The 24,655-nt window shown below is 61.0% G+C and carries 18 protein-coding genes; 8 read left to right on the forward strand and 10 right to left on the reverse strand.

Annotated features, from left to right (window positions below; genetic code table 11):
- Positions 1-110: 110 nt before the first annotated feature.
- The 3 genes from VN11_RS20875 to VN11_RS20885 form a co-directional block, all read right to left on the reverse strand.
- The gene (locus tag VN11_RS20875) at positions 111-2,162 is read right to left on the reverse strand and encodes a TonB-dependent receptor domain-containing protein (protein ID WP_080347466.1); all 2,052 of its coding nucleotides are present in this window, start codon (positions 2,160-2,162) and stop codon (positions 111-113) included.
- Positions 2,163-2,308: 146 nt separating this feature from the next.
- Entirely contained in the window at positions 2,309-3,043 is a 735-nt protein-coding gene (locus VN11_RS22040; protein ID WP_075075813.1) for an SDR family oxidoreductase, read from the reverse strand.
- Positions 3,044-3,118: 75 nt separating this feature from the next.
- On the reverse strand, positions 3,119-4,189 hold the full coding sequence (locus tag VN11_RS20885) for an SDR family oxidoreductase (protein WP_226053492.1): 1,071 nt from the start codon (positions 4,187-4,189) through the stop codon (positions 3,119-3,121).
- Positions 4,190-4,459: 270 nt separating this feature from the next.
- Here VN11_RS20885 and VN11_RS20890 point away from each other — a divergent pair, with 270 nt between their 5' ends.
- Both VN11_RS20890 and VN11_RS20895 read left to right on the forward strand, forming a co-directional pair.
- Complete coding sequence (locus tag VN11_RS20890) at positions 4,460-5,374, forward strand: LysR family transcriptional regulator (protein WP_032962204.1); 915 nt, start codon at positions 4,460-4,462, stop codon at positions 5,372-5,374.
- Positions 5,375-5,959: 585 nt separating this feature from the next.
- A complete protein-coding gene (locus tag VN11_RS20895; RefSeq protein ID WP_080374983.1) occupies positions 5,960-7,432 on the forward strand; it encodes an SIR2 family protein in 1,473 nt (490 codons plus the stop codon).
- On the opposite strand, the gene VN11_RS22425 is transcribed toward VN11_RS20895, so the two are convergent.
- Positions 7,433-8,592, reverse strand: a protein-coding gene (locus VN11_RS22425) for an IS3-like element ISPa39 family transposase (protein WP_086009122.1) whose coding sequence is annotated in 2 segments (ribosomal slippage) — positions 7,433-8,334 and positions 8,334-8,592 — 1,161 coding nt in all. Because the reading frame shifts where the segments join, the coding sequence is not laid out codon by codon here. It lies immediately after the preceding gene.
- Positions 8,593-9,300: 708 nt separating this feature from the next.
- On the opposite strand from VN11_RS22425, the gene VN11_RS22430 reads away from it, so the two are divergent.
- Positions 9,301-10,449 (forward strand): hypothetical protein, encoded by a 1,149-nt coding sequence (locus VN11_RS22430; protein WP_148565003.1) that lies wholly within the window; start codon positions 9,301-9,303, stop codon positions 10,447-10,449.
- A gap of 42 nt (positions 10,450-10,491) precedes the next feature.
- Here the strand turns inward: VN11_RS22430 and VN11_RS20910 are convergent, their stop codons facing one another.
- From VN11_RS20910 to VN11_RS20925, 5 genes are all read right to left on the reverse strand, one after another.
- Entirely contained in the window at positions 10,492-10,998 is a 507-nt protein-coding gene (locus VN11_RS20910; RefSeq protein ID WP_049459868.1) for a hypothetical protein, read from the reverse strand.
- On the reverse strand, positions 10,995-12,998 hold the full coding sequence (locus VN11_RS22435; RefSeq protein WP_125899103.1) for a hypothetical protein: 2,004 nt from the start codon (positions 12,996-12,998) through the stop codon (positions 10,995-10,997). Before VN11_RS22435 ends, VN11_RS20910 begins: the two co-directional genes overlap by 4 nt.
- Positions 12,998-14,995, reverse strand: coding sequence for a hypothetical protein (locus tag VN11_RS22440; protein ID WP_125899102.1), 1,998 nt, complete (start codon positions 14,993-14,995; stop codon positions 12,998-13,000). Before VN11_RS22440 ends, VN11_RS22435 begins: the two co-directional genes overlap by 1 nt.
- Positions 14,992-16,326: a site-specific integrase gene (locus VN11_RS22445; protein WP_125899101.1), complete on the reverse strand. Its 1,335-nt coding sequence runs from the start codon at positions 16,324-16,326 to the stop codon at positions 14,992-14,994. Before VN11_RS22445 ends, VN11_RS22440 begins: the two co-directional genes overlap by 4 nt.
- A gap of 66 nt (positions 16,327-16,392) precedes the next feature.
- A complete protein-coding gene (locus VN11_RS20925; protein ID WP_080374984.1) occupies positions 16,393-17,154 on the reverse strand; it encodes a ferredoxin--NADP reductase in 762 nt (253 codons plus the stop codon).
- 85 nt (positions 17,155-17,239) lie between these two features.
- Here VN11_RS20925 and VN11_RS20930 point away from each other — a divergent pair, with 85 nt between their 5' ends.
- From VN11_RS20930 to VN11_RS20945, 4 genes are all read left to right on the forward strand, one after another.
- A complete protein-coding gene (locus VN11_RS20930; RefSeq protein WP_053451120.1) occupies positions 17,240-18,208 on the forward strand; it encodes an ABC transporter ATP-binding protein in 969 nt (322 codons plus the stop codon).
- Positions 18,205-18,996: an ABC transporter permease gene (locus VN11_RS20935; RefSeq protein ID WP_008267475.1), complete on the forward strand. Its 792-nt coding sequence runs from the start codon at positions 18,205-18,207 to the stop codon at positions 18,994-18,996. The genes VN11_RS20930 and VN11_RS20935 overlap by 4 nt, the downstream gene beginning before the upstream one ends.
- Positions 18,997-19,379: 383 nt before the next feature.
- Positions 19,380-20,318, forward strand: a complete 939-nt coding sequence (gene panE, locus VN11_RS20940; protein ID WP_053451121.1) for a 2-dehydropantoate 2-reductase — start codon at positions 19,380-19,382, stop codon at positions 20,316-20,318.
- A complete protein-coding gene (locus tag VN11_RS20945) occupies positions 20,315-21,199 on the forward strand; it encodes an NAD-dependent epimerase/dehydratase family protein (RefSeq protein WP_053451122.1) in 885 nt (294 codons plus the stop codon). The genes panE and VN11_RS20945 overlap by 4 nt, the downstream gene beginning before the upstream one ends.
- A 76-nt stretch (positions 21,200-21,275) precedes the next feature.
- On the opposite strand, the gene VN11_RS20950 is transcribed toward VN11_RS20945, so the two are convergent.
- Positions 21,276-22,073: a TatD family hydrolase gene (locus VN11_RS20950; RefSeq protein ID WP_053451401.1), complete on the reverse strand. Its 798-nt coding sequence runs from the start codon at positions 22,071-22,073 to the stop codon at positions 21,276-21,278.
- A gap of 67 nt (positions 22,074-22,140) precedes the next feature.
- On the opposite strand from VN11_RS20950, the gene hrpB reads away from it, so the two are divergent.
- The gene (hrpB, locus tag VN11_RS20955) at positions 22,141-24,645 is read left to right on the forward strand and encodes an ATP-dependent helicase HrpB (RefSeq protein ID WP_053451123.1); all 2,505 of its coding nucleotides are present in this window, start codon (positions 22,141-22,143) and stop codon (positions 24,643-24,645) included.
- The last annotated feature ends 10 nt before the right edge of the window (positions 24,646-24,655 follow it).

Below are 24,655 nucleotides of genomic sequence, written 5' to 3' on the forward strand. Positions count from 1 at the left end.
GCACTCGGGCTTACATTCTCCAAACCCGAGTGCGGCAAAGTTCATTTGCAATCATCGACGTGATCGAACGTGCTGAACCGAACGCAATCTCCTGACCTGATCAACCCGCCTTAGAAGCGCGCGGTCGCGCCCACAAAGAGCGTGCGTGCGCCGCCGTCGTAATTATTGCCTTCTTCAAGCGTGGAAACATCACCCAAGTTCAGTACGCCGACGCGCAAGGTCAGGTTTTCGTTCACATCGAGAGCGGTGACCAGATCCACCGTGGTGTATGCCTTGGCGAAGGTAGGTCTGGACGAAGACACAAGCTGCTTCCCGATGTGTTGCGCGCTGAGGTTAAGCGACCATGCATCGGACACGCTCCAGTTCAGCGAAGTGTTGGCGGTGATCTTCGGCACCACTAGCAGGCTGGCGCCGGTGGTGCGGTTCTTCGATTCCAACATGCGTGTGGCGTTGGTGGTCCAGCTCAGTCGCTCGTGCAGCGGCACGGTCACACTGGCTTCCACGCCTCGCGTGCGAGCCTTCTGGATGTTCTGCGCCACCGTCCACCAGAAGCCGTTTACGAAGCTAGTGTTCTGGCCTGGGATCTCGCGCAGCGGCACCTGTTCGATCTTGTCGTCGAAGTTGGTCAGGAAGTAGGTGGCCGATGCGGACCAGCCGTTCTGGTCGAAGCCCACGCCAAGCTCATAGTTGGTGCTGGTTTCCGGTTTCAGGTTCGGGTTACCGGCCATGTAGCAGCCGGTCGTGCCGTCGGCGTTGATCAGCCGGCTGTTCCAGCCTTCCGGGGTCAGGCTGCCGCAGCCGCGTCCCAGAGACTGGGTGGCCGCACCAGCGGTGCCCTGCTTAAGATTGGGCGCGCGGAACCCTTTGGAGACACCGCCGCGTACTGTCCATGCGTCTGCCGGGTGCCACACGCCGTAGATGCGCGGGCTCACGTTGTCGTCGTAGTTGTCGGTGTTGTCCCAGCGCACGCCCAGAGTCAGCACGAAGCGCTCGTGCAGGGTGATGTGGTCTTCGGCGAACAAGGCCCATGAGTCCGCTTCACTGGTCGGGCTGATGCGGCTGCTGCCGGTCCAAGTCACAGGTACGGTACCGATGGTGTCGCTGTTTTCCAGCTGCTCGCGCTTCCACTGACCACCCACGTTCAGGCTGTGCTCGAAGCCCCAATGGAAAGCGGTGGTGAAGGCAGTATCGAACACCGTTTCCTTCGAATGGTTGCCCACCGCACTGCCCTTGTCTTGGTAGTCGTTCCGCACAAGGGTGGTCTTGGAGGTGGTGGAGTCGCCGTAACGGCCATCATGGCCCAGCACGTAACCGGTCTGTACCAGCTTGGACAGACCCCAGGCATATACATCACCGCTGCCGGTGTTGCGCTGCACGCCGCGCGACCCTTCTATGGTCAGTGCGTGGTCATCGTTGAGGCGCCAGTGGAACTGCAGGTTGGCATTCTCCGCCTTGCTGCCCGGAGTCTGGCCCTCAAGGCGATCGGACTTGCGGTCGGTCACGTTGGCCCCGATGCGGATCCCCAGGTTGTCGGTCAGTGGGCCGCTGAAAAGGGCACCCATCTGCGTGGTATCACCGCGGGTGGATGAATCGGGCACGCTGTGGTTCAAGGTGACCGAGCCGCCCCAGTGGTCGGAAATCTTGCGGGTAATGATGTTGATCACGCCGCCCATCGCATCCGAACCGTATAGCGACGACATCGGGCCGCGCACCACTTCTATTCGTTCGATCATGTCCGGCGACAGCCAGTTCAGATCCTGCGGACCCAGGTCGTCGCGGTAGTTCACGCCGGAGGAGTTGCCCTGGCGGCGGCCGTCGATCAGGATCAGCGTGTACTGCTCGGGCAGTCCACGCAGGCGGATCTTCGACTGCGCTCCGGACAGTGCATAGCCACCGGTCACTCCAGGGACGGTACTCAGCAGCTGGCCGATGCTGGTGACCGGCTTACGCTCGATCTCCTCGCGGCTGATAACGCTAATGCTGGCTGGCGCATCCCTGATCCACTGCTGGGCACCGGTGGCGGTAACGACCAAGGTGTCCAACTGCTTGACGGAGGAGGCATGCGTCAAAGCTTCAGCGCTGGCATGCGAAGAAAGGGCCAGACCAATAGCAACTGTCAGCGTGGGAAGAGCAAGTCGTGACTTCAGGTATGTGTGCGACATCTCGGGGTAATCCGGTAACGGGCATTATTGCTGGGGAATGGCTGCCTCGCTTGATTCCGGAAAACGCCCATATCGGGTCGAGGGCTGGCTTGCGTCTTGAGGTCAGGTATCAAACTGTGGCCGACCGATGCTGTCTGGGCAGCACCTCAGCTGGACTGGCTCATGCTCCAAGTCGTCCATACGCCGGTCCGCAAGGTCCGCGGTTGCTGCAAGCAATAGACAATCTGCGAGGCTACATCCTGCGCGGCCATGAATTCGCTCAAACGGGGATCGTCGGCCGTGCGACCGTGACCCACGGCAAAAGATGTATGAGTACCTGCGGGGCAGATGGCACTCACGCGAATCCCATCTTTCCTTACTTCTCGGTCCAAGCCGCCCGCAAAAATGAGCTGGGCGGCCTTGGTACCTGCGTAGACGGCTTCGTCCGCCCCACTGCGATGAGCTGCGACGCTCGATACGATCAAAATATCCCCGCCACCAACGCTACGAAGATGAGGGAGGAAAGCACGTACCGTGAGGACCGTTCCGAGATAGTTGATTTCACACATTTCGATGACTTGATCATCGCTTGCGTCAGCGACTCCGCCGTAGTAGCCAACCCCGGCGTTGGCCACTACCGAATGTACGCTTCCAAAGTGATCAATGCCGCAAGATGCGAAGGCACCCACGCTATCCGGATCGCGCACATCCAGACGCATCCAGTAGGCGCGATCAGCGCCGAACTCATCCTGTAGCCGCTTGAAGTCACCTAAACGCCTGGATCCTCCAAGAACGCTTCCACCACTGCGTAAGATCATCTCCGCCGTTGCCAGTCCGATCCCCGAACCGGCGCCAGTAATGGCAACGCAGCGGTTTCTAAGGCTGTAACTTGCTTCTGTCAAGGTCTATCTCCTACGTTCGTTGGCGACCAGGTGTAGTTGAGTCATGAAAGGAGTTGGGGTCGTCTGTGACGCAAGTTAGGGGCGTGCAGCGCCACCTTCGGCCCCATACACCTGGCCGTTCGCATAACTGGCGTCGCTTGCCGCAAGTTGGACGAAGATTGAACCCAGCTCAGCAGGCTGACCTGCGCGTCCTAGCGGCTTGTCCCCCCCGAAGTTCGGAATCTTCTCGGATGCAGTCCCGCCACTGATCTGCAACGGAGTCCAGATAGGACCTGGAGCAACTCCGTTTACCCGAATCCCCTTAGGGCCAAGCTGCTTAGCCATCGAGCGAACGTAGCTAACCTGCGCACTCTTCGTCATCGCATAGTCGACCAGGTAGGGGGACGGATCGTAGCCCTGCTCAGACGTAGTAACGATGATGACGCTTCCAGGCGGAAGAGACACACGCAGTGCCTCTTGGGTCATCCATACCATTGCATTGATGTTGGTAAGGAAGGTGTTCTCGAGGTGTTCGTCGGTAATCTTTAGAATGTCCGGCTCCTGCTGCTGATACGCCGCGTTCAGCACCAAGGTGTCGATCGAGCCCAACGCCGATGCCGCCTTGCGCACAAGATCCAGGCAAAAGTCTTTGCTGCGAATATCACCAGGTAAAGCGTATGCCTGACGGCCGGTTGCGCGTATCAGCGCAATAACTTCACGCGCATCTTCCTCTTCTTCAGGCAAATAGTTGATGGCCACATCGGCACCCTCGCGGGCGTATGCAATGGCAGCGGCCCGACCGATTCCTGAGTCTCCTCCCGTAATCAGTGCCTTGCGGCCTTCAAGGCGCCGATTGCCTCGATAGGTTTTCTCACCGTGGTCCGGCAGCGGACGCATCTTCGACGCAAGCCCCGGCCAAGGCTGTTCTTGGCGCGGGTAGGGTGGCCGAGGATATGCCTGCCGAGGGTCGATCAGGCCGGCTCGCGGGCGGCCCTGACCCTGCGCCTCCGAGAGTACCGCAGCGGGCACAGCACCGAATGCCGAGGAAGCAGCAATTCCGCTGGCGATGGCCACACTGCTTCCCGCAATAAACTGTCTGCGGCCGATGACCGGCGTGGCTTCATCGTCGTGCTCAGGCAAATCACTATTCGAATTTGACATGTTCATCCCAGTTGATTGGTCACTCTGGCCCAAGCAAATTTGAGTACAGCGACCGTGGAGGAGACGCAACTTTACTGCGGCGAACATGCGCAAGTAGCAATTTTATTGCTGAAGTTCTTTCAATTCAGAAATGATCGAAAGCGTCGACGGCGCAGCTTCTTGCCATGCCATCCTCGGCGATAATGGGGAAGCATCTGCACTGCGTTCGATCCATAAATCATGCTTTGTGCGGCGGATCATTGGCACGTTTAGTAATCGATACCCGGGTGAAGTGTCTTGAAAGGTGATCTAGAGAGAATAAGCATTTCAGATCTAGCTGCGTTCATCGAGATCGCTCGGCATGGATCAATGCGCGCCGCCGCCCTCGAACTTGGCTTATCTGCCTCAGCTCTAAGTCACGCCTTAAAGCGGCTGGAAGATCGACTGGGTGTGCGTCTCGTTAATCGTACGACCCGTGCGCTTTCGATCACCGTTGAAGGACGCGAACTGGAACGCTATGCAGCCACTGGCCTAGATACAATTGGAGAGGGTCTAGCCGCGATTCGGGCTCGGAAGCAGTCAGAGATCCAGATGCTCAAGATCTCGCTATCACACGATGCGGCGCGCCTCCTACTCTGGCCAGTGCTGTGGAGCTTTCAGCAACGCTGGCCTAACGTCCATCTTGATCTAGTGATAGAAGAACGCCTGGTGGACTTAGTAGCGGAAGGCTTTGACGGCGGCATTCGATACGGTGACCGAGTGCCAGAGGGGATGGTTGGTCTGGAGCTTACACATCCGCTTAAGTGGGTGGTCGTGGCAGCGCCCAGCTATCTGCAACATGCTGGGAGACCTGAGAATCCAAGCGATCTGCGGCGGCATGTTTGTATTGAGAACAGAATCGGCGACGGCTCAATCTATCGCTGGGAACTTGGCGACGGTGATCGTATGGTCAAGGTAATTCCCAGCGGAATGCTGAGGGTGAGCAGCACCGACTCTCTGCTCGCTGCAACGTTGCAGGGATTGGGGTTGGCATACTGTCTGGAACTCAGAGTGCAGGACGAAATCTCGTCCGGCGCACTTGAAGTTGTGATGCCAGACTGGGCATCAATGGGCGCACCATTCATGCTGTACTACCCCACTCGTCGCCAATCCCTGCCCGGCCTCAAGGGGCTAGCGGAGGTAATTCGGACACAGATGATCGATGCATGCTAAAACATGCTCCAAACTATGGAGTTGGGATCGACATGAATGGTCTGCCAACGTACTCCATCACCAGTTCGATACCGGAGTGCTCTCCAGACTCTCCCTCTGGATCACATATGTAGGTTGCTGTGAGGCAATGAGAGCGCTTCTTGCCACCGGCATCAGACAGAGCCAGTCCGGAGGACTCCGAGAATGGATGCCCTGGACTCGCTAGTTCCATAAGCACCTCGTCCATATGAGTGGGTATCGGAATGCAGTCCCTTCATATGGAAGCGTTCAATTGCCAACCACTGTTGAGGCGCTGAAGTTGCGGTCCTCCGCTGTGGTTGGCTTTAACATTCCTAAACGCGGATGAGACCAAAAACCCTACCTTCAATACTGCCACATCAGCACGAGTTCGAAGCCGAATTTACTGAAGAATGATTGGCACTGCCACGACGAGGCGTTGAGCGGGCTCGGACAGATCTCACCTCTTGGACCATCAGACTGAATCCGCACAAACTTCAAAAGAAGAACTTAATTGGACGCTGCGATTGGCCAATTCCATCTGATTTGAACCTACACTCTGTTCGAGAGCATTCAGAGGGAGTTGCAATGCAGTTCATCGTCGACGGGCCAGACATCCCAGAAGCACTTCTACAGGCACACGAAGAAGGACGAGTAGTCTTCTTCTGCGGCGCCGGAGTCTCCTACCCGTCAGGACTACCTGGTTTCAAAGGACTGGTTGAGCAAATCTATGCGTCGAATGGGACATCATTCACGGACATCGAGCGTGCCGCCTTCGATCATTCAAAGTTCGACGCGACTCTCGATCTACTTGAAAGGCGACTGCCTGGGCAGCGATTGGCGGTTCGGCGCGCCCTAGCGAAATCGTTGAGACCCAAGCTTCGTCGGAAGGGAGCAATTGACACCCAAGCAGCGCTTCTTCGGTTAGCACGAAGCCGGGATGGCGCGTTGCGGTTGGTGACTACCAACTTCGATCGAACCTTCCACGCGGCGGCGAAGCGCATGGGCCAACCATTTCCGGCCTATCCCGCTCCAATGCTGCCGATCCCTAAGAGCAGCCGCTGGGATGGGCTTGTCTTTCTGCATGGCCTGCTTCCGGAGAGTGAGGATGATGCAGCACTCCATCGACTAGTGGCCACCAGTGGTGACTTCGGCTTGGCTTACTTGACCGAACGCTGGGCCGCGCGGTTCGTCAGCGAACTTTTTCGCAACTATGTCGTTTGCTTCATTGGATACAGCATTGACGATCCGGTCCTCCGGTACATGATGGACGCATTAGCAGCAGATCGAATGCTCGGTGAGGTTACCCCGCAGGCGTGGGCGTTCGGAGATTGCGAAGCCGGGAAAGAGCATCTGAAGACTATTGAATGGGAAGCTAAGGGCGTTAGACCTATCCTCTACAGGGTTCAGCCTGCTACCCATGACCACTCTGCGTTGCACGACACAATCAGGACTTGGGCAGATGTCTATCGCGATGGAGTTCAAGGTAAAGAGGCCATTGTTGCGAAGCACGCCATGGCCCAACCTCAGGACAGCACGCTCCAGGACGATTTTGTTGGACGAATGCTGTGGGCTCTTTCAGACAAGTCAGGCCTCCCCGCGAAGCGCTTCGCGGAGTTCAATCCAGTTCCCCCGCTTGAGTGGCTCCTCGAGGCATTTTCCCATGAGCGATTCTTGCAGAGGGATCTAGCCCGCTTTGGCTTCTCCTCGGTTAAGGAGGAGGATGCAGAACTCAGATTCAGCTTGGTTCGTAGGCCTGCGCCTTATGATCACGCTCCTCCTATGACACTGGCGTCTTCTGGAAGTATGGCCAGCCGATGGGATGGATTGATGTTCCAGCTCGCACGCTGGCTTGTGCGTCATCTGGACGATCCACGATTGATCATATGGATTGCAGAGCGTGGCGGGCAGATGGATAGTCGCTGGATCTCTCTAGTCGACTCCGAACTTGAGCGTCTGGCCACACTGGAACGGGATGGCAAAGTCTCGGAGCTGGATCTTATTCGCCTGGACGCCCCAAAGGGTGTGCCCGTGACCTGCCCCCTTTCTCAGGGCCACTAGCTACTTAGTAGAGTCCAGGTTGGGGAGCATACCGCTCCGGTGGGTCAGGTTTCGATCAGCGGTCGAACCAGTCAAGGCACCTTCGTTGCGCAGCGCGGCGGCGAACTCGGCAGGCGTGCATTTGGGCAGTGAGCTGTGCGGACGCACCTCGTTGTAGTCCTTGCGCCAGATGGCGATTACCGCCCGTGCGTGCTCGAGCGAGATAAACCAGTTTTCGTTCAAGCATTCGTCCCGGAACTTGCCGTTGAAGCTCTCCACATAGGCGTTCTGCGTGGGTTTCCCTGGCTGGGTCAGCACAAGCGTCACGCCGTTGGCGGTCGCCCACTGGTCCAGCGCCCGGCCGGTAAACTCGGGTCCCTGGTCGGTCCTGATCGCCGCGGGGTAGCCGCGGAAACGGCATACCGCATCCAGGATGTCGGCCACGTTCTGGCCATTTATCCTCCGGCCGACGGCGATTTCCACCGCTTCCTTGGTGCAATCGTCCACCACCGTCAGGCACTTGATCGGGCGCCCGTTGGCCAGGGCGTCGAAGACGAAGTCCATCGACCAGGTGTGGTTGGGCCCCGACGGCAGCTGCAGCGGACGGCGCTCGACGGCCACGCGATCGCGCTTGCGGCGCTTGCGCACCGCCAGGCCAGCGTTGCGGTACAGCCGGTAGATTCGCTTGTGGTTGGCGATCCAGCCCTCCCGTTCCAGCAGGATGTGCAGCCGTCGGTAGCCGAACCGGCGACGTTCGCCCGCCAACGCAACGAGCCTGGCCTGCAACGGCGCGTTCGCCATGCGCGGCTGGTAGTGCAACACGCTGCGTGACAAGCCCAGTGCCCGGCAGGCCCGCCGCTCCGACAGGCCCAGCTTCGCCCGCACGTCCGCGACGGCAGCCCGTCGCGTCGGCGGGCTCAGTATTTTCCCCGCGCCACGATCCTCAGCGCTTCGTTGTCCAACATCGACTCGGCCAACAGCTTTTTGAGCCGCGCGTTCTCCGCTTCCAGTGCCTTCAGGCGCTTGGCGTCGGGCACATCCATGCCGCCGAACTTGCGCCGCCACAGGTAGAACGACGCGTCACTGAAGCCGTGCTTGCGGCAAAGCTCCTTGACCGGCGTGCCGGCGGCCGCCTGCTTCAGGAAGCCGATGATCTGCTCTTCGGTGTATCGCTTCTTCATGTCCGTCCTCTTGTGAGACGGACTCTACTAAGATCAGGTTGGCCCGGAAAACGGGGGGCAGGTCACTTCGGTGTATCGCTTCTTCATGTCCGTCCTCTTGTGAGACGGACTCTACTAAGATCAGGTTGGCCCGGAAAACGGGGGGCAGGTCAGCAGTGCACCGCACGCGAAGTGCTGAGGCTTCTTGTTCTCCAGGGGAGAATTCTAGACAACGCGTCTCAAGCACGCTTGGAGAATGTCATCTTGGCAGGACCTCCCCGCGAGATGTATCGCGATGATCTGGAGTCCGAACGCTGGGATCGCCTGGTTGCTCGCGCAGTATGGATTCGTCTAGCGAAGCTGGAGTCCTCGGGCCTACATCTTGGTGTGTCTGCAGCAAGGCGCCTAGCGGAGATATCCATCGCGCATCCTGAGTTGAGATTGGACCCTAACGAGAAGGACGAATTCTCACACTGGATGAGCGGCACCGGAGATCCGGATTTCGAGGACGGCAGAGAGGTCGATGTCGCCCCTCGCACTCGCAAGGAGCTAGTTGAATGGCTTGAATCGCCGAGGCCTGCCCATAGACCGTTCTATGAGGACACTTGGCGGGATGTCTGCCGTACTCGCTTCTTCCATAGCCTTGCCGCGCTCTGCGACCTCGCTCACCAAGACGTCTGGCCCGCAGTTCGATGGCGCGAGGCGCTTCAGGTTTGGTCGGACGATTCAATGGCAGCCCGCTCCTGGCAGTACGCATCGCCTTTGGTACTGCTAATGCCTGATGAAGTTCTGTCCGAGATCGCACCTGCAGTAGCGTGGTGGATGGAGGCCACTTCAAGAAGCGGCGCGAATCGCGAGAACCTCCTATTGACTCTCGCCGGTCGAGTGCTTGCGCTTCCGATCCCCTTGAGTAGTGGCATGACAAGGAACGGCGAGCCAATCGATAACCCTGTCTCGGAGGCGATTAATCACCCCATTGGGCATGCCACGCGCGCCTTGCTCAATCTATGGTTCAAGAGGGCGCCCAACGATGGAGACCTACTTCCTCCTGAACTTAAGGCGGCATTTTCCGCCATATGCGATGTTGAAGTAGATCGATTCCGCCATGGCAGGGTGTTGCTCGCATCTAGACTCATCGCCCTGTATCGCGTAGACCGGGCGTGGACCGAAGCGACGCTACTACCGCTCTTCGATTGGTCCAACCCTGTCGAAGCGAAAGCAGCCTGGGAAGGATTTCTTTGGTCACCGCGACTGTACCAGCCATTGATGGTGGCATTGAAGTCGCAGTTCCTATTGACGGCCGGTCACTACGCCGACCTTGGTGAACACCGAGGACAGTTCTCTGCTTTCCTAACGCACTCAGCCCTAGGGCAATTGGAAGGCTACTCTCGGGACGACTTTAGATCTGCATTGGGCAAGCTTCCACAGGATGGACTGGAGAAGTCCGCACAATCGCTCTCCCAAGCACTGGAGGCCGCAGGCGATCAACGCGAAGACTTCTGGAGAAATCGAGTCCAACCCTTCTGGCAGGAGATTTGGCCAAAATCGCGCAATCTAGCTACACCCAGCATTGCTGCCTCCTTAGCTCGACTCGCCATCGCGGCCCGGGTTGAGTTCCCTTCCGCATTGAAGGCGGTACGTGACTGGCTTCAGCCGGTAGCGAATTCGGACTACATCGTCCATCTTCTACTAGAATCTGGCCTTTGTAGCCAGTCGCCAACTGAGGCTTTAGATTTGCTGGGTGCCGTTGTTGGATCCCAACAATGGGCGCCTCTAGGACTGAATGAATGCCTAGCTCAAGTAAGGGCCGCCGCTCCCGACCTAGAGCGAAACAACCAGTTTCATCGACTTGAGGAGCTGGTGCGAACGCGCTCCTAAGAGTTCTGGCGGGGCATCATTCGAAGCTTGCGAGATGCCCTATTACGAACTCGCTTTTCTCCTTCTCCCGCTCTCGATTCCAACCACCCTTGAGCCCGCCTCGCGCTGCTTCTTGATCTGTGACTTCAGCTCAGAAATCTCCTTCTTCAAGGCGGCGATCTTTGCATCTCGCTGCACCACCTCGATCGAGTACATGTTCTTGAACTGCGCAGAAATACCGTCGTACCTCTCTTTCCATCCCAGCCTTTGTGAGTAGGACTTTCGTCTGGCGGCCTTCACGCTCGTAGGAACGTCCACTCGAAGTTTCGTGAGCCAGGCCTGCACCTCGAGCTTTGTGGTGCCGGCATGCTTCTCTCCGTGCAGCGATACCGCTGTTACCTTTGCCCGCCGACACAGCTCTGCAACATTCAGCCGACCAGAGTTCCGTGGATACACTCCGTCGTTCTCCGATATCTCCCTGTCAATCTCGGCCATAGTTGATCGAAGGCGTGCAACGAACGCCTCCGTCCGCTCCTTTCCAAGCTCGGCAAGACTCTTCTTTTGTCTCATTTCAGAAGTACCACATTGGGTACGAGGCGCGTCAGCAAACTGCTCTTCGAGAAGTATTCGTCCACCTTCTTCCACCTGCCGAGCACGGACTTGATCTGCCCCCGGAACTGAGCAATGAGCATAACGTCATCATCCACGAAAGCGTGCTCTAGCAACTCAAGATTGTACTGAACTGTCTCGATGGCCTGAACAACGCTTCTGGACGCCTTATCCTCGTCGTCAGGGAGAATCAACTGATTCTCACATGCAGGATGACAGTAGTGTGGATTAGCCTGACCATGCCCCTTGTTGCAAAGGCCTCCATCGGTGAAGTTCGTACACACTATTCCTGGTGCGACAACTGCCCAAGAAGAGCCCTCAGCAGTCATCGCGCGGGCGAACTCCCTGATGTTCTGCGGATCAAGGGCGGACTTACCCAGCCGGCGCGCGAACAGCGCCACACGCCCCCGTAGCTTCTCTGCGCCGGCCCCCTGAACCTCATCAGCCTTATTGATCGCCTCCACTCCCTTTAGAATAAGCATCTCACGTACAACTTGCTGTACTTCGGAAAGAATTCCTGGATCCGAAAGTATGTAGCGCATGATTGTCATTTGTTCATCCCTGTGCCCAAAGACATCCATCAAAATCTTTGGCGCATGGACAAGCGCTAGAGCAACAATTCGAGCGAGGGTCTTTCGGAATCGATGCGGGTTCATACCACCATCGGTGAGCCAGCGCTCCAGGCCAAGTATCTCCACGAAGCTATTGAACACATGCGCAAGGCTCGGCACCTTATCTGGATATCTTGGGGAAACCCACAGGCCGTTCCCCTTTAGGCCGTGGTGCCGTCGAAAAATGTTCGCTAGGCGCTCTTGCTGCAGAATCGCTTGAATGGCAATTGACGGCGCTGGCGCTTCACTCTGCCTCCCTCCGGGATTCTCAAACTTCCAGGTTCTGAACTCGTAAACACTGGAACCACCTCGCTTGCCAAGCGAGCCGATCTGCATCGTTAGCAGTTCACCATGTCGGGGACCGCCAGAAAGAGCCACCGGAAAAGCGTGTGCACCCTGTAGAACCACTATCAGGCGCAAGGCCTGGGGTAACGTCCGAGGCGGCCATGCGACGGTTTTTCCACTTCGCCCGGATTTCATCGAAAATTGAAGCGGGGCATCCCTAAGCGGCTCCCCGTCAGGCCCCCGCCATTCCCATGACCGGATCACAGCATTGCTTACGCGAGCAGCTCGGCGACTGGGAGATGGCGAGGGACCGTCTTTCAGATCACGAGTAGTTTCAGTAGCGGCGAGTGCGGCCTCTACGGCATCCAACAAAGTAGGACCAACGACTTCGATCATCACCAGTGCCATCGAGCCTGCTTCAGAGACGAACTCATCTGAGTATGGCTGATGAGGTTTCGCTATGCTGACCGGGATTGTATGCTCAGGTTCACCCGTTCGATCTCGCGCAGCCTTCATTCCATGAACCGTTGGACGCATGGGCGCGGGGCCATCGGGAAGACACCCCAGTCGGTGGTAGTACTCAACCACCCCAAGGCAGTCAGAGTACTTCTGCGTCAGGCCAGCGCGTTCGACCAGGCTCCAGAGTCTCTTGGAGCTTGGACGTACATTTGTACGCTGGATCGCCCTCTTAAGATTGGCAATGAGCGTCCGGATCGTTGTGTATCTATACACCTTCCCGGTTTTGCCTGGAATTATCGCCATCGTGATCGCCAGCCTCATAAGCTCTCGAACTACGAAGGGTGAGTGCTTCCCCTTGCACGTCTTGCCCCTTCCAGAATAGAGCCTTAGATCGAGATCAGAGGTCCGTAGGCCAGACTGATGTTCGTCGTCAATACGAAGAACGCCCCAGTTGTCCCCCATTCCAACAAGCTTCTGAAGCTGCTTCAGCTTTGCCTCCGGCGCCAACCTCAGCTCATTCGGACTAATCGACAGTAGCGACACCTCCACGTCAGGAGCTAGGAGTTCATGGTTGCCTGCTACTAGAGACCGGTTGACCATTTTCATCAGTGCTGCCCTGCGAAGTAGATTGGCATGTGCTCACCGGAGGCTATCCTTGCCGCCCACTTATCAATGGCGAACTTCACTGCATCTGCTGGCCATTGAAGAACGGTTAGGCGAAGCCGCGCCAGGTCACTTGCATCTGATCCAGCATCGAACCGAACCATTCCTACGGAGGTCCGAACTGCCTCTAGCTCTGCCACACGCCGGCAGATGAAGTCCAGGCTGTCCGTGAACACAAAACAGTTGGGGCAGCCGCTGGAAGCACACCTATGCTGCTGGACGCATAGAGTGCATCCATCTCTCGGATTGCCTGGATCAATGACTGCTGGCGGGCTGTAAGGATCTGCACATCCGCTTCCGTCGTAGGTCTTATGACGGCGTGCTTGATTCAGCTTTTCGATCTCGGCTTCACTGACGTCCAACTTTGCGAGCTTCGCCCTCGTCAAGGCTACGTCGAACACACGATTGACCCGAAGCTGGGAGAACAAGTCATCAATCACTTCGGACACAAGCGAGAAGGATTCCTCAAAAGAAGATCTTCGGTAGCCATAGTGCCTAGTGGTCATGAGGTTCTTGTGACCAAGTAGTACCATCATTACCCAGTTCGAGTATTGAGAATCCTTGAAGATCGCAGCCGCGGCGACATCTCTGAACTGTCCAATTGACATGGTCTCGGAAGCTGTACGGGTGCCGTCATCGAGTTGCTCTATCAGAGAGGCGAGCCAGTTGTTTGCAGTTCGAGTTGTGCGGGGATTTACTACATACACCCCTTGTCGCCGTCCGCGCACTGTTACGCCCACCCATGGACTACGAGCGACAACGTCTGGGAGAGGGCACAGGCGCGGGTTTCTTTCGATATGGCCTCGAAGCCCTTCTGTCCGCTTCAGAAGAAGCTCAACTAACGAATGACAGCCCGTCGCATCGCCTACCCGTGACACAGTCCATTGCGCGGTCCCTTTGGCCCGGTCCTTAGGCGCATAGATCCATGCATGCTGCTCATCATAGACTGCCGTCCAGTCGCTCAAGTTCATGGATGCTGCGGTTGCGGGGTTCCAGGCGCTCCGCGCTACAAAGAGCAGGAAGAAAATTGAGACATCTGCGCTAGTAGGATAGGTTCCGGCAACCAGATCGTGCCAGCCGACCTCGCTTCCTGATCGTTCGTGGTCATCGGGGTAGTGCGCCCACCAGCTTGGGAGTCTTTTGATGCGCTTGCCGAAGATCGCCAACAACTGAGATCGCCGAGGCACTGGATTTCCCGTCAGCCTTATGAGCGCGCGATAGGTCGCGTGCGCATCCGCTTCCGTACATACGAAGTCGGGGGCATTCATGAACTCAGGATTCTCTCTGTACAACTCGATCAGATCGCGTCCTTGAGGAATGAGTCTGTCCGTTCTCCTCCACCGCTGTAGAACCTTCAGTGCCTCCGCTCGTAGCAGCCTAATGACGGCCAATCCGTGCTCTTCGGATGGGGTCTCGCGGCGATTCGAGGCTATCCTGAAAACTGGAAGTACTAGCTCTGGAAGTTCATGGTAGCTAATCGCGGTCTTTATAATCGCGCGGACGACGGCAGCTCTGCTGTCCATAGTGGCATCCCATGCACCCTCCGGACCCGGGCTTGTGTAGAGGGCAACGTGCCGGGATGTCAGATCGCGAAGTCTAACCACCCGTTTGAATGGAATTCCATTTGAGGCCATGTATCCCTCAAGTGCATCGAGGAATCTCCAGAAGGACACCAGTGCCCCCCTTCTTGCAGCTGCACCGTCTGATGCGATGCCTTCAATACTCGCGCTCAGCGTAGGCCATAGATCGCGCAGCAGCTCCGGCCTACCAGTGAATCCCCCCTTCCAGGAATGCCTGACTGCGGCAATGGGCGGGGCATCACTTGCACCAGTCGCCAGAATCGAGAAGTCATAGATCTTCCCCGTGCTAATGAGGTCCGGATGTGTACAGGGCACCACCCATTTCCCAGGCATTCCCCCTGTATCTTCACGCGCTCTCACGTCAATGCCTCGTCGATGATCGCATTCCAACGAATTGCTGGATGCCCTCGATCACGACCAATTTTGGCTACCGCAGCGCGCAAGTATTGCATCGTCGTGCGCTCATCAACGTGCCCCATAAGCGGACTGAGAAGCATCTTTACCTGTCCGGCCATGAGCCCATGCAACCAACCGAAGTCAGCACCACTCAGCTCTGAGTTGCCTGCGAGGGCCAACTGCGCCCGCGTCAGGGCGCAGATCTTCTCCACCGCAAAATGGTGCCTTCCTGTATGAGGGTGCCATCCTTTGGGACAATGCCGATCGGAAGTCCAAATCCGGCGAAGCATCTCATTGCTCACAGGTCGGTTCACACCTTCTCCAAGCCACAGACGATCTGTCCGCTTGGTGTGTTTCCTATCACCAATGTGATATCTCGTCAGCTGGGTCGGTCGAATCACCGAAATGTAGTGCCAGATCCTTTCGGCAAGATCTAGTGGCACAAATACCGTACGCCATCTTGTGCCAAGGTCTGACCCAGGACTGACCTTGCCTCCCTTAGTGCCATACTTGAGCACTAGCGGAACCTCACCAGCCAATATCCAGTCGGGTTGCCAGTTGGTTCTCTCGCTCGTTCTTTTTGCTGGAAAACAGGTGACCCGTAGTTGATTGGCTTCCGAGATCCTGAGGCCAGAACGGATGATCAGCTCGAAGATCAGAATTTTTACGGGCGCACGCACCGAAATCGACTTCAACCACATCTCAACCTCCCTGTCAGGAGGGAGGATGATCGGAGCTTCCGGCGCAGTTAGAGACCCGATCCGCACAGTCTTTGAGCGCAGTGTTCCGCTTTGCGAGCTTGTGGGCGATATGTAGGTGTATGCAACTTTTCTTACAGGTATCTGCATGGGCAGGCGATAGCCGCGCTCGCTGGCCCAGGTCAGAAATAGACACGCCTCATTGACGTAGAGGTTAACTGTAGCGGGATCCAACTGCCTCCCACTCGGGGAGCCGTCTCCACTCAGGAGTGCCGGCTGATACTGATGAAGGATATTCTCGTTGTAGGAAATTTCTCGCCAATCAGTGGCTTGGTCTATGCACCATTCGAGAAAAATAGAAAGCCTTGCGGCCATGTTTCTTCGCGAGCGCAAGGTTGGGATGGGCCCGTAAAAGAGCTCACTCTCAGCTTTTGCTTTTGATCGGTCGCGAGGAAGTTGCCATTCCCCGTTGCTGCGCTCATCGAGGTAGCGGTTGGCTTCAATTGGGTATGAGCCATCGTCACCGATCAGAATCGGTACATGCTGCAACTTAGGCGCGTGTGCAAAGGCTCCCTCAGGGGGCATAACCACTTGCATCGGATTGACTCCGAGCTGACCTGCAGCGGACGGTACGCCCGCTGTTCGCCAAGGTCAATAGGCCACTTAAGCCTTTGAAGGGGTTGAACTTACGTACTTCTCGCGGCGGATCTGCGGGTTGCCCAGGCCGGCGGCCTTGAGCAGCTCGGCACAGGCATCGACCATGTCCGGGTTGCCGCACAGGTAGGCGATGTCGGTGGCCGGGTCCGGGGTGAAACCGGCCAGCGCCTGCTGCACGTAGCCGTGCTGTACGTCCGGATGGGGATCGGCTGGCAGTTCGCGCGACAGGCACGGAACATAACGGAAGTTCGGGTGCTTTTCGGCGAAGCTGTAGAAGTCTTCGCTGTACAGCAGTTCGCCGGGGCTGCGCGCGCCCTGCAGCAGCACGATCTGCACGCCGCGCTCGGCCATGGCCGTTTCCAGCAGCGGCAGCATCGAGCGGTAGGGCGTGACGCCGGTACCGGTGGCGATCAGCAGGTAGCGGCCGTTGTGGTCACCGGGATTCAGGCAGAAGCGGCCGTAGGGGCCGGACGCGCTGACCTGGCCACCGTGCTCCAGCGCCTCGAACAGGGCCGTGGCGGCGCCGCCGGGCACGAAACTGACCGCGATATCCACCGCCTCGCCCGGGCCCAGCGCGTGGTCGTGGATGGTCGCCAGTGAGTAGCTGCGCTTGGTCTCGGTGCCGTCGGCGTAGCTGAAATGGACCTGGATGAACTGGCCGGGCTGGAAATCCAGCGGCTGTCCGTCATCACGCACGAACTGGTAGTGGCCGACGGTCGGGGCCAGCATGCGGCGACCGACCAGCTTGAGGGGGAATTGAACAGGCACGACTTTTCGGGACAGTGTGTAGCCGGGGCAAGCCCTCGGGGTCTTCTATAATAGCCCCTCCCCGCCCCCTCTCCAGCGCCAGCCCATGGGCGCGAAGGCTTCGAGCTTGGCATCCCAGAACGAAACGGCGCCCGCCCTGCGCGTGCGCGACCTGCGCAAGACCTACGACAACGGCACCCAGGCCCTGAAGGGGGTTTCCCTGGAAGTGGCCCCGGGCGACTTCTTCGCCCTGCTCGGCCCCAACGGCGCCGGCAAGTCGACCCTGATCGGCATCATCAGCTCACTGGTCAACCTCAGCGAGGGCCAGGTGGAGGTGTTCGGCAGCGACCTGGTGCGCAACCGCAGCGCCACCATGCGCCTGATCGGGCTGGTGCCGCAGGAAATCAACTTCAACCTGTTCGAGAAGCCCTTCGACATCCTGGTGAACTACGCCGGCTTCTATGGCGTGCCGCGCGAGGAAGCGGAGCAGCGCGCCGAAGAGGAGCTGAAGCGGGCGCACCTGTGGGAGAAGGCCCAGGTGATGAGCCGCACGCTGTCCGGCGGCATGAAGCGTCGGCTGATGATCGCGCGCGCGATGATGACCCGCCCGCGCCTGCTGATCCTGGACGAGCCGACCGCCGGCGTGGACATCGAGATCCGCCGCGACATGTGGCGCGTGCTCAAGGAGATCAACGCGGCCGGCACCACGATCATCCTCACCACGCATTACCTGGAAGAAGCCGAGTACCTGTGCCGCCACCTGGCGATCATCAACCACGGCCAGATCGTCGAGCAGGGCCCGATGCGCGCCCTGCTGGCCAAACTGGACGTGGAAGGCTTCCTGTTGGACATCGACGGTGAGCTGCCCGCGCAGCTGCCGGTGATCGAGGGCGCGACCCTGACCGCACCGGACCCGCACACGCTGGACATCGACATGCCGCGCGCGATGGACCTCAACCGCGTGTTCGCCACGCTCAACGAGGCCGGCATCCGCGTGCGTTCGATGCGTACCAAGAGCAACCGCCTGGAGGAGCTGTTCGTGCGCCTCACCGGCAACCTGGAGACCTCCGCATGAGCACCACCGAGCTGACCGACGGCCAGCGCAACCGCGTCGCGCTGATGACCATCGTGCGCCGCGAAGTCGCCCGCATCATGCGCATCTGGGGCCAGACCCTGGTGCCGCCGGCGATCACCATGACCCTGTATTTCCTGATCTTCGGCAACCTGATCGGGTCGCGCGTGGGTGACATGGGCGGCTACACCTACATGCAGTTCATCGTGCCGGGCCTGGTGATGATGAGCGTGATCCAGAACAGCTACGGCAACATCAGCTCCTCGTTCTTCGGCGCCAAGTTCGGCCGCCACGTGGAGGAACTGCTGGTCAGCCCGATGCCGAACTGGGTGATCCTGTGGGGTTACGTGGCCGGTGCCGTGCTGCGTGGCCTGATGGTGGGCGTGATCGTGCTAATCATCGCGATGTTCTTCACCCCGGTGCGCATCCCGCACCCGATCGTGATGCTGACCACGGTGATCCTGGGCGCGACGATCTTCTCGCTGGCCGGCTTCATCAACGCGGTGTACGCGAAGAAGTTCGATGACGTGGCGATCGTGCCGACCTTCATCCTGACCCCGCTGACCTATCTGGGCGGCGTGTTCTATTCGGTGAAACTGCTGCCGGGCTGGGCCGAGGCGGCCACGCACGCGAACCCGATCTTCTACATGGTCAATGCGTTCCGCTATGGCCTGCTGGGCAGCAGCGACGTTCCTCTGCCGATGGCCTACGGGCTGATGATCGGTTTCGTGGTGGTGCTGACGGCGCTGGCGCTGTGGCTGCTGCGCCGTGGCGTGGGCATGCGTAGTTGAGTTCTGCGCGCAGGGCCTGCGGCCCTGCACCCGCCGAATCAACGTCAACTTCAACGGCAAAAGCTGACTATCCGTGGGATGACGGGGTGGGTCCGGTTGCGGGGGGCGCTGCAAGTACGTCCATGTAAGCTCGGTCGCCGCATCCATGCGGCTCACGCCCCCGCAACCGGACCCACCCCGCCTTCGACAGTTCTCTGCGATCTGCGATCTGTCTGGATGGCATGATCCGCTCTTGGTGGGTGTCGACCTTGGTCGACACGATGGATCCACGCCAGGCGTGGTTAAGGTAGTGCGCATAGAGCCGAGCCCATGCTCGGCTCTTTTTTGCCTGCAATCTCCGGCACAATCGCGGGCCTGATTCCCCCAGAAACGGTGAACGTGCAATGCGCATCCTGATTCTCGGCGCCGGTGGTACCGGCGGTTACTTCGGCGGCCGCCTGGCCCAGGCCGGCGTGGACGTGACCTTCCTGGTACGCCCTGCACGCGCCGCCCAGCTGGACCGCGACGGTCTGGTCATCCGCAGCCCGCTGGGCGATGCCAGCTTCCCGGTGCAGCATGTCACTGCCGATGCCCTGCCCGCGCTCGCCGCGCAACGACCGTTCGACCTGGTCATCCTCAGCTGCAAGGCCTACGACCTGGACAGCTCGATTGACGCGATCGCCCCTGCGGTGGGCGCAGACACCACCGTGCTGCCGATCCTGAACGGGCTGCATCACTACAACGTGCTGGACGCGCGCTTCGGCCGCGACGCCGTGCTCGGTGGCCTGTGCTTCATCAGCGCGACCAAGGCGCCCGATGGCGCGGTGCTGCACCTGGGCAAGCCGGCCAAGCTCACCTTTGGCGAGCGTGATGGCGGCGCAATCTCCGCGCGCGTGCAGGCCTTCGCCGCCGCCTGTGCGCAGGCCAGCCTCGAGCATCTGGCCAGCGAGCACATCGGCCAGGAGCAGTGGATCAAGTACACCTTCCTGACCGCGTTGGCCGCGGCCACCTGCCTGCTGCGCGCGGATATCGGCAGCATCGTCGCCACCGATGATGGGCAGGCCATCGTGCGTGGCCTGTACGACGAATGCCTGGCGGTGGCCGAAGCGGCCGGTGAGCCGGTTCCCGATGCTGCGCAGGAGACAGCGCGCGGCACCTTGACCCAGGCCGGTTCAGCGCTGAAGGCATCGATGCTGCGCGACCTGGAAGCCGGCCAGCAGGTGGAGGCCGAACAGATCGTCGGCGACATGCTGGCGCGCGCGCGCAAGGCCGACCAGGAAGCCCTGCTGCTGCAGGTCGCCTACAGCAGCCTGCAGGCCTACCAGGCGCTGCGCAGCGCGTGAGCCTCGCCTCGCCTGCGGGTGCCTTGCCCACCAGGGTGCTGATCCTCGGGCTGGGCTGGAGCGGGCGCGTGCTGGCCGCGCAGCTGCAGGCGCGGGGCGTGCACGTGGCCGGCACGGTGCGCGATCCGGCGTCGGCGCCGCACGACGGCGTGCGGCGCCATCAACTGCGCACAGACGCGACACTGTCACCGGCTCTGCTCGACGATGTAGCGCAGGCCGACGCCGTGCTGTGCAGCGTGCCACCCGACACTGAAGGCGATCCTGCACTGCGCCTGTTGCTGCCTGCACTGCAGGCCAGCCCTGCGCTGCGCTGGGTCGGCTATCTGTCGTCGACCTCGGTGTATGCCGACCGGGCCGGCGGCTGGATCGACGAAACCAGCGTGGCGGACGCCACCGAAGTCGCCGGCCTGCAACGCAGGCAGGCCGAAGCGCAATGGCGTGCACTTGCGGAGGAACGCGGCATCGCCTCGGCGGTGATGCGCCTGCCCGGCCTGTATGGGCCCGGTCGCAATGCGCTGCTGCAGCTGGCGCAAGGGCGTGCCCGCCATGTGGTGCGGCCTGGCCTGGTGTTCAACCGGCTGCACGTGCAGGACCTGGCGGCGGTGGTCATCGCTGCGATGCGGTGGCCCACACCTCATGCGGTGTACCTGCCGGCCGATGATGAGCCGGCACCGCCGCAGGACGTGCTGGCCTTCGCCGCGCAGCTGGGCGGGTTTGCGATGCCGCCTGCCGTGGCGTGGGACGACCCAGCGCTGAGCCCGACCTTGCGGCGCTTCTATGAAAGCAACAAGCGCATCGACAGCCGTCGCACGCGCGAAGCGCTGGGCTGGGAGCCGCGCTTCCCCAGCTACCGTGAGGGCCTGCGCGACCTGCTCCGGTAGTGCCGGCCGCTGGCCGGCAATCGCGCGATGTTTGCGGCGTTCATGCTGCTGCCGGCCAGCGGCCGGCACCACCCGATCAACCGGCGTCGGGCAGGCGGAAGAAAGCCCGCGTGGCGGCGGTGGCATTTGCGGCGGTCACCACCACGTCTTCGCCTCGGTCGCGTGCCAGTTCTTCCACGATGTGCGAGAGGAACATCGGTTCGTTGCGGCGGTCCTTGGGCAGCGGCTTCAGCGTGCGCGGCAGCAGGTATGGTGCATCGGTTTCGATCATCAGGCGGTTGGCCGGGATGTTCTTCACCAGCTCGCGCAGGTGCGCGCCCCGGCGCTCATCGCACAACCAGCCGGTGATGCCGATGTACCAGTCCTGGTCCAGGTAATCGAACAGTTCATCGCGTTCGCCAGTGAAGCAATGCACCACCGCGGGGCCGATGCGCCCCTCGAAGTTCTTCATCTGCGCCATGAAATCCGCGTGCGCGTCGCGCTGGTGCAGGAACAGCGGCTTGCCATTGTCTGCGGCCAGCTGCAGCTGGCGTTCGAACGCGCGGTGCTGGGCCGGGCGCGGCGAGAAATCACGGAAGTAGTCCAGCCCGCACTCGCCCACCGCCACTACTTCCGGGTGGGCATGCAGCGCGCGCATCTCGGCGTCGCACTCTTCGGTGTACTCCACCGCATGATGCGGGTGCACGCCGGCGGTGGCATACATAAAACCCGGATGCTGCTGCGCCAGCTGCAGGGCCAGCGGCGAGTGCTCGCGGCTGGCGCCGGTGATCACCATTTGCACCACGCCGGCCTGGCGCGCGCGGTCCAGTACGGCATCGCGATCGCGGTCGAAGGAATCGTGGGTCAGGTTGGCGCCGATATCGATCAGGTGCATGGTCATCGCGGGGGAAAAGTGCCCGCGCATTGTACCTGCGCCCGCCGTGGCCCCTTATCCTTTGCACATGAACGCCCCGCTCTTCCCGATTTCCCCGCTGCTGCCGCAGATCCAGCAGCACCTGGCCGCGCAGCCGCGCCTGGTGCTGGAAGCACCGCCCGGTGCCGGCAAGACCACCCAGGTGCCACTGGCCCTGCTCGATGCACCGTGGCTGCAGGACCGGAAGATCATCCTGCTGGAACCGCGCCGGGTGGCCGCGCGCAGTGCCGCGCTGTTCATGGCGCGGCAGCTGGGCGAGGACGTGGGCGGCACCGTCGGTTACCGCATCCGCTTCGAGAACAAGGTCTCGGCGCGCACGCGGATTGAAGTCGTCACCGAGGGCATCCTGACCCGCATGCTGCAGGACGACCCGATGCTGGAAACGGTCGGCGCGATCCTGTTCGATGAATTCCACGAGCGCCATCTCAGCGGCGACCTTGGCTTGGCCCTGGCGCTGGACGTGCAGGCGCAGCTGCGCGACGACCTGCGCCTGGTGGTGATGTCGGCCACGCTGGATGGCGAGCGGCTGGCGCGTTTCCTCGATGCGCCGCGCCTCAGCAGCGAAGGGCGCAGTTACCCGGTGGCGATCAGCCACTTCCCGGCACGCCGCGATGAAGCACTGGAACTGCAGGTGCGCCGTGCCGTGCAGCAGGCCCTGGCCGACCATCCCGGCGACCTGCTGGTGTTCCTGCCCGGCCAGCGCGAGATCGCGCGGGTGCAGGCGGGCCTGCAGGAATCGCTCGATGGCGGTGTCGAAGTACTCGCCCTGCACGGCGAGCTGCCGGTGGAACAGCAGGCACGCGTGCTGCAGGCCGCCAGCGATGGCCGCCGCCGCGTGGTGCTGGCCACCAACGTGGCCGAATCTTCGGTGACGTTACCCGGCGTGCGCGTGGTGATCGACAGCGGCCAGGCGCGCGAGCCGCGCTACGATCCCAACAGTGGCTTCACCCGGCTGGACGTGGTGGCCATCGCGCAGGCGTCGGCCGACCAGCGCGCTGGACGCGCCGGTCGCGTGGCCGAGGGCGTAGCGTGGCGGCTGTGGCCGCAGTCGCAGCGGCTGGAGCCACAGCGCCGCGCCGAGATCGACCAGGTGGAACTGGCCGGGCTGGCGCTGGAACTGGCCGCATGGGGCAGCAGTGATCTGCGTTTCCTCGACCCGCCGCCCTCCGGCCCGATGGCTGCCGCACGCGAGCTGCTGCAGCGGCTGGGCGCGCTGTCGGACACCGGCGCAATCACCGCGCTGGGCCGTCGCGTGCTGGCGCTGGGCACCCACCCGCGCATGGCGGCGATGCTGCTGGCCGCACCCGATGCACGCGCGCAGGCGCTGGCCGCCGATCTGGCCGCGCTGCTGGAGGCACGCGATCCGCTGCGCCAGGGCGGCGATGCACTGGCGGCGCGTTGGCGTGCGCTGGCCGCCTTCCGCAATGGCCGCGCACCGTCCGATGCCAACCGCAGCGGCCTGGCCGCCATCGATGCGGCTGCCAGGCAATGGCGCCGACGCCTGCGCTGTGATTCCACGCCACCGGCCAGCATCGAGGCGCATGAGCTGGGCGACCTGCTGGCGCACGCCTTCCCCGACCGCATCGCCTTCCAGCACCCCAGCGACCCGCTGCGCTACCTGCTGGCCAATGGCCGCAGCGCGCGCCTGCACGAACTGAGCGATCTGCGCGGCGAACCCTGGCTGGTGGCCAGCGAACTGCGCTTCGAGGCACGCGACGCGCTGCTGCTGCGCGCTGCGCCGGTGGATGAGAATGGCCTGCGCAAGGCGTGGCCGGAGCGCTTCGTGACCGAAGACGCCGTGCGCTGGGACAGCGAACGCCGCGCCCTGATGGCCCTGCGCGAAACCCGCTTTGATCGCATCGTGCTGGACAGCCGCTCGGCCGGCCGGGTCGATCCGCAGCAGGCCGCGCAGGCGTTGACCGATGCGGTGGCCGAGCTGGGCCTGTCCGCGCTGCCGTGGACGGAGGGCCTGCGCCAGTGGCAGGCCCGGGTGGAATCACTGCGCCGCTGGATGCCCGAGCTCGGCCTGCCCGACTGCAGCGATGATGCGCTGCTGGCCACGCGCGCGCAGTGGCTGCAGCCGGCATTTGCCGGCAAGACCCGCCTGGATGCGCTGGACGAAGCCAGCTTCGGCGAAGCGCTGAAGTCGCCGCTGGAGTGGTCGCAGCGGCAGCTGGTGGAGCGCCATGCGCCGACCCGCATCACCGTGCCGTCCGGACTGGAGCGGCCGATCACCTACGCATTGGACAGCGAGAGCGGCGAACCTTTGCCGCCGGTGCTGGCGGTGAAACTGCAGGAACTGTTCGGCCTGGCCGACACCCCACGCATCGCCGATGGCCGCGTGCCGTTGACCCTGCACCTGCTCTCGCCTGGCGGCCGCCCACTGCAGGTCACCCAGGACCTGCGCAATTTCTGGGAAAACACCTACGCCGAGGTGAAGAAGGAAATGAAGGGCCGTTACCCGCGCCATCCGTGGCCGGATGATCCATGGACGGCCACCGCGACGCACCGCGCCAAGCCGCGCGGGACCTGACTGGTCGTGC

The sequence above is a fragment of the Stenotrophomonas maltophilia genome, assembly GCF_001274595.1.
GTDB lineage: Bacteria > Pseudomonadota > Gammaproteobacteria > Xanthomonadales > Xanthomonadaceae > Stenotrophomonas > Stenotrophomonas forensis.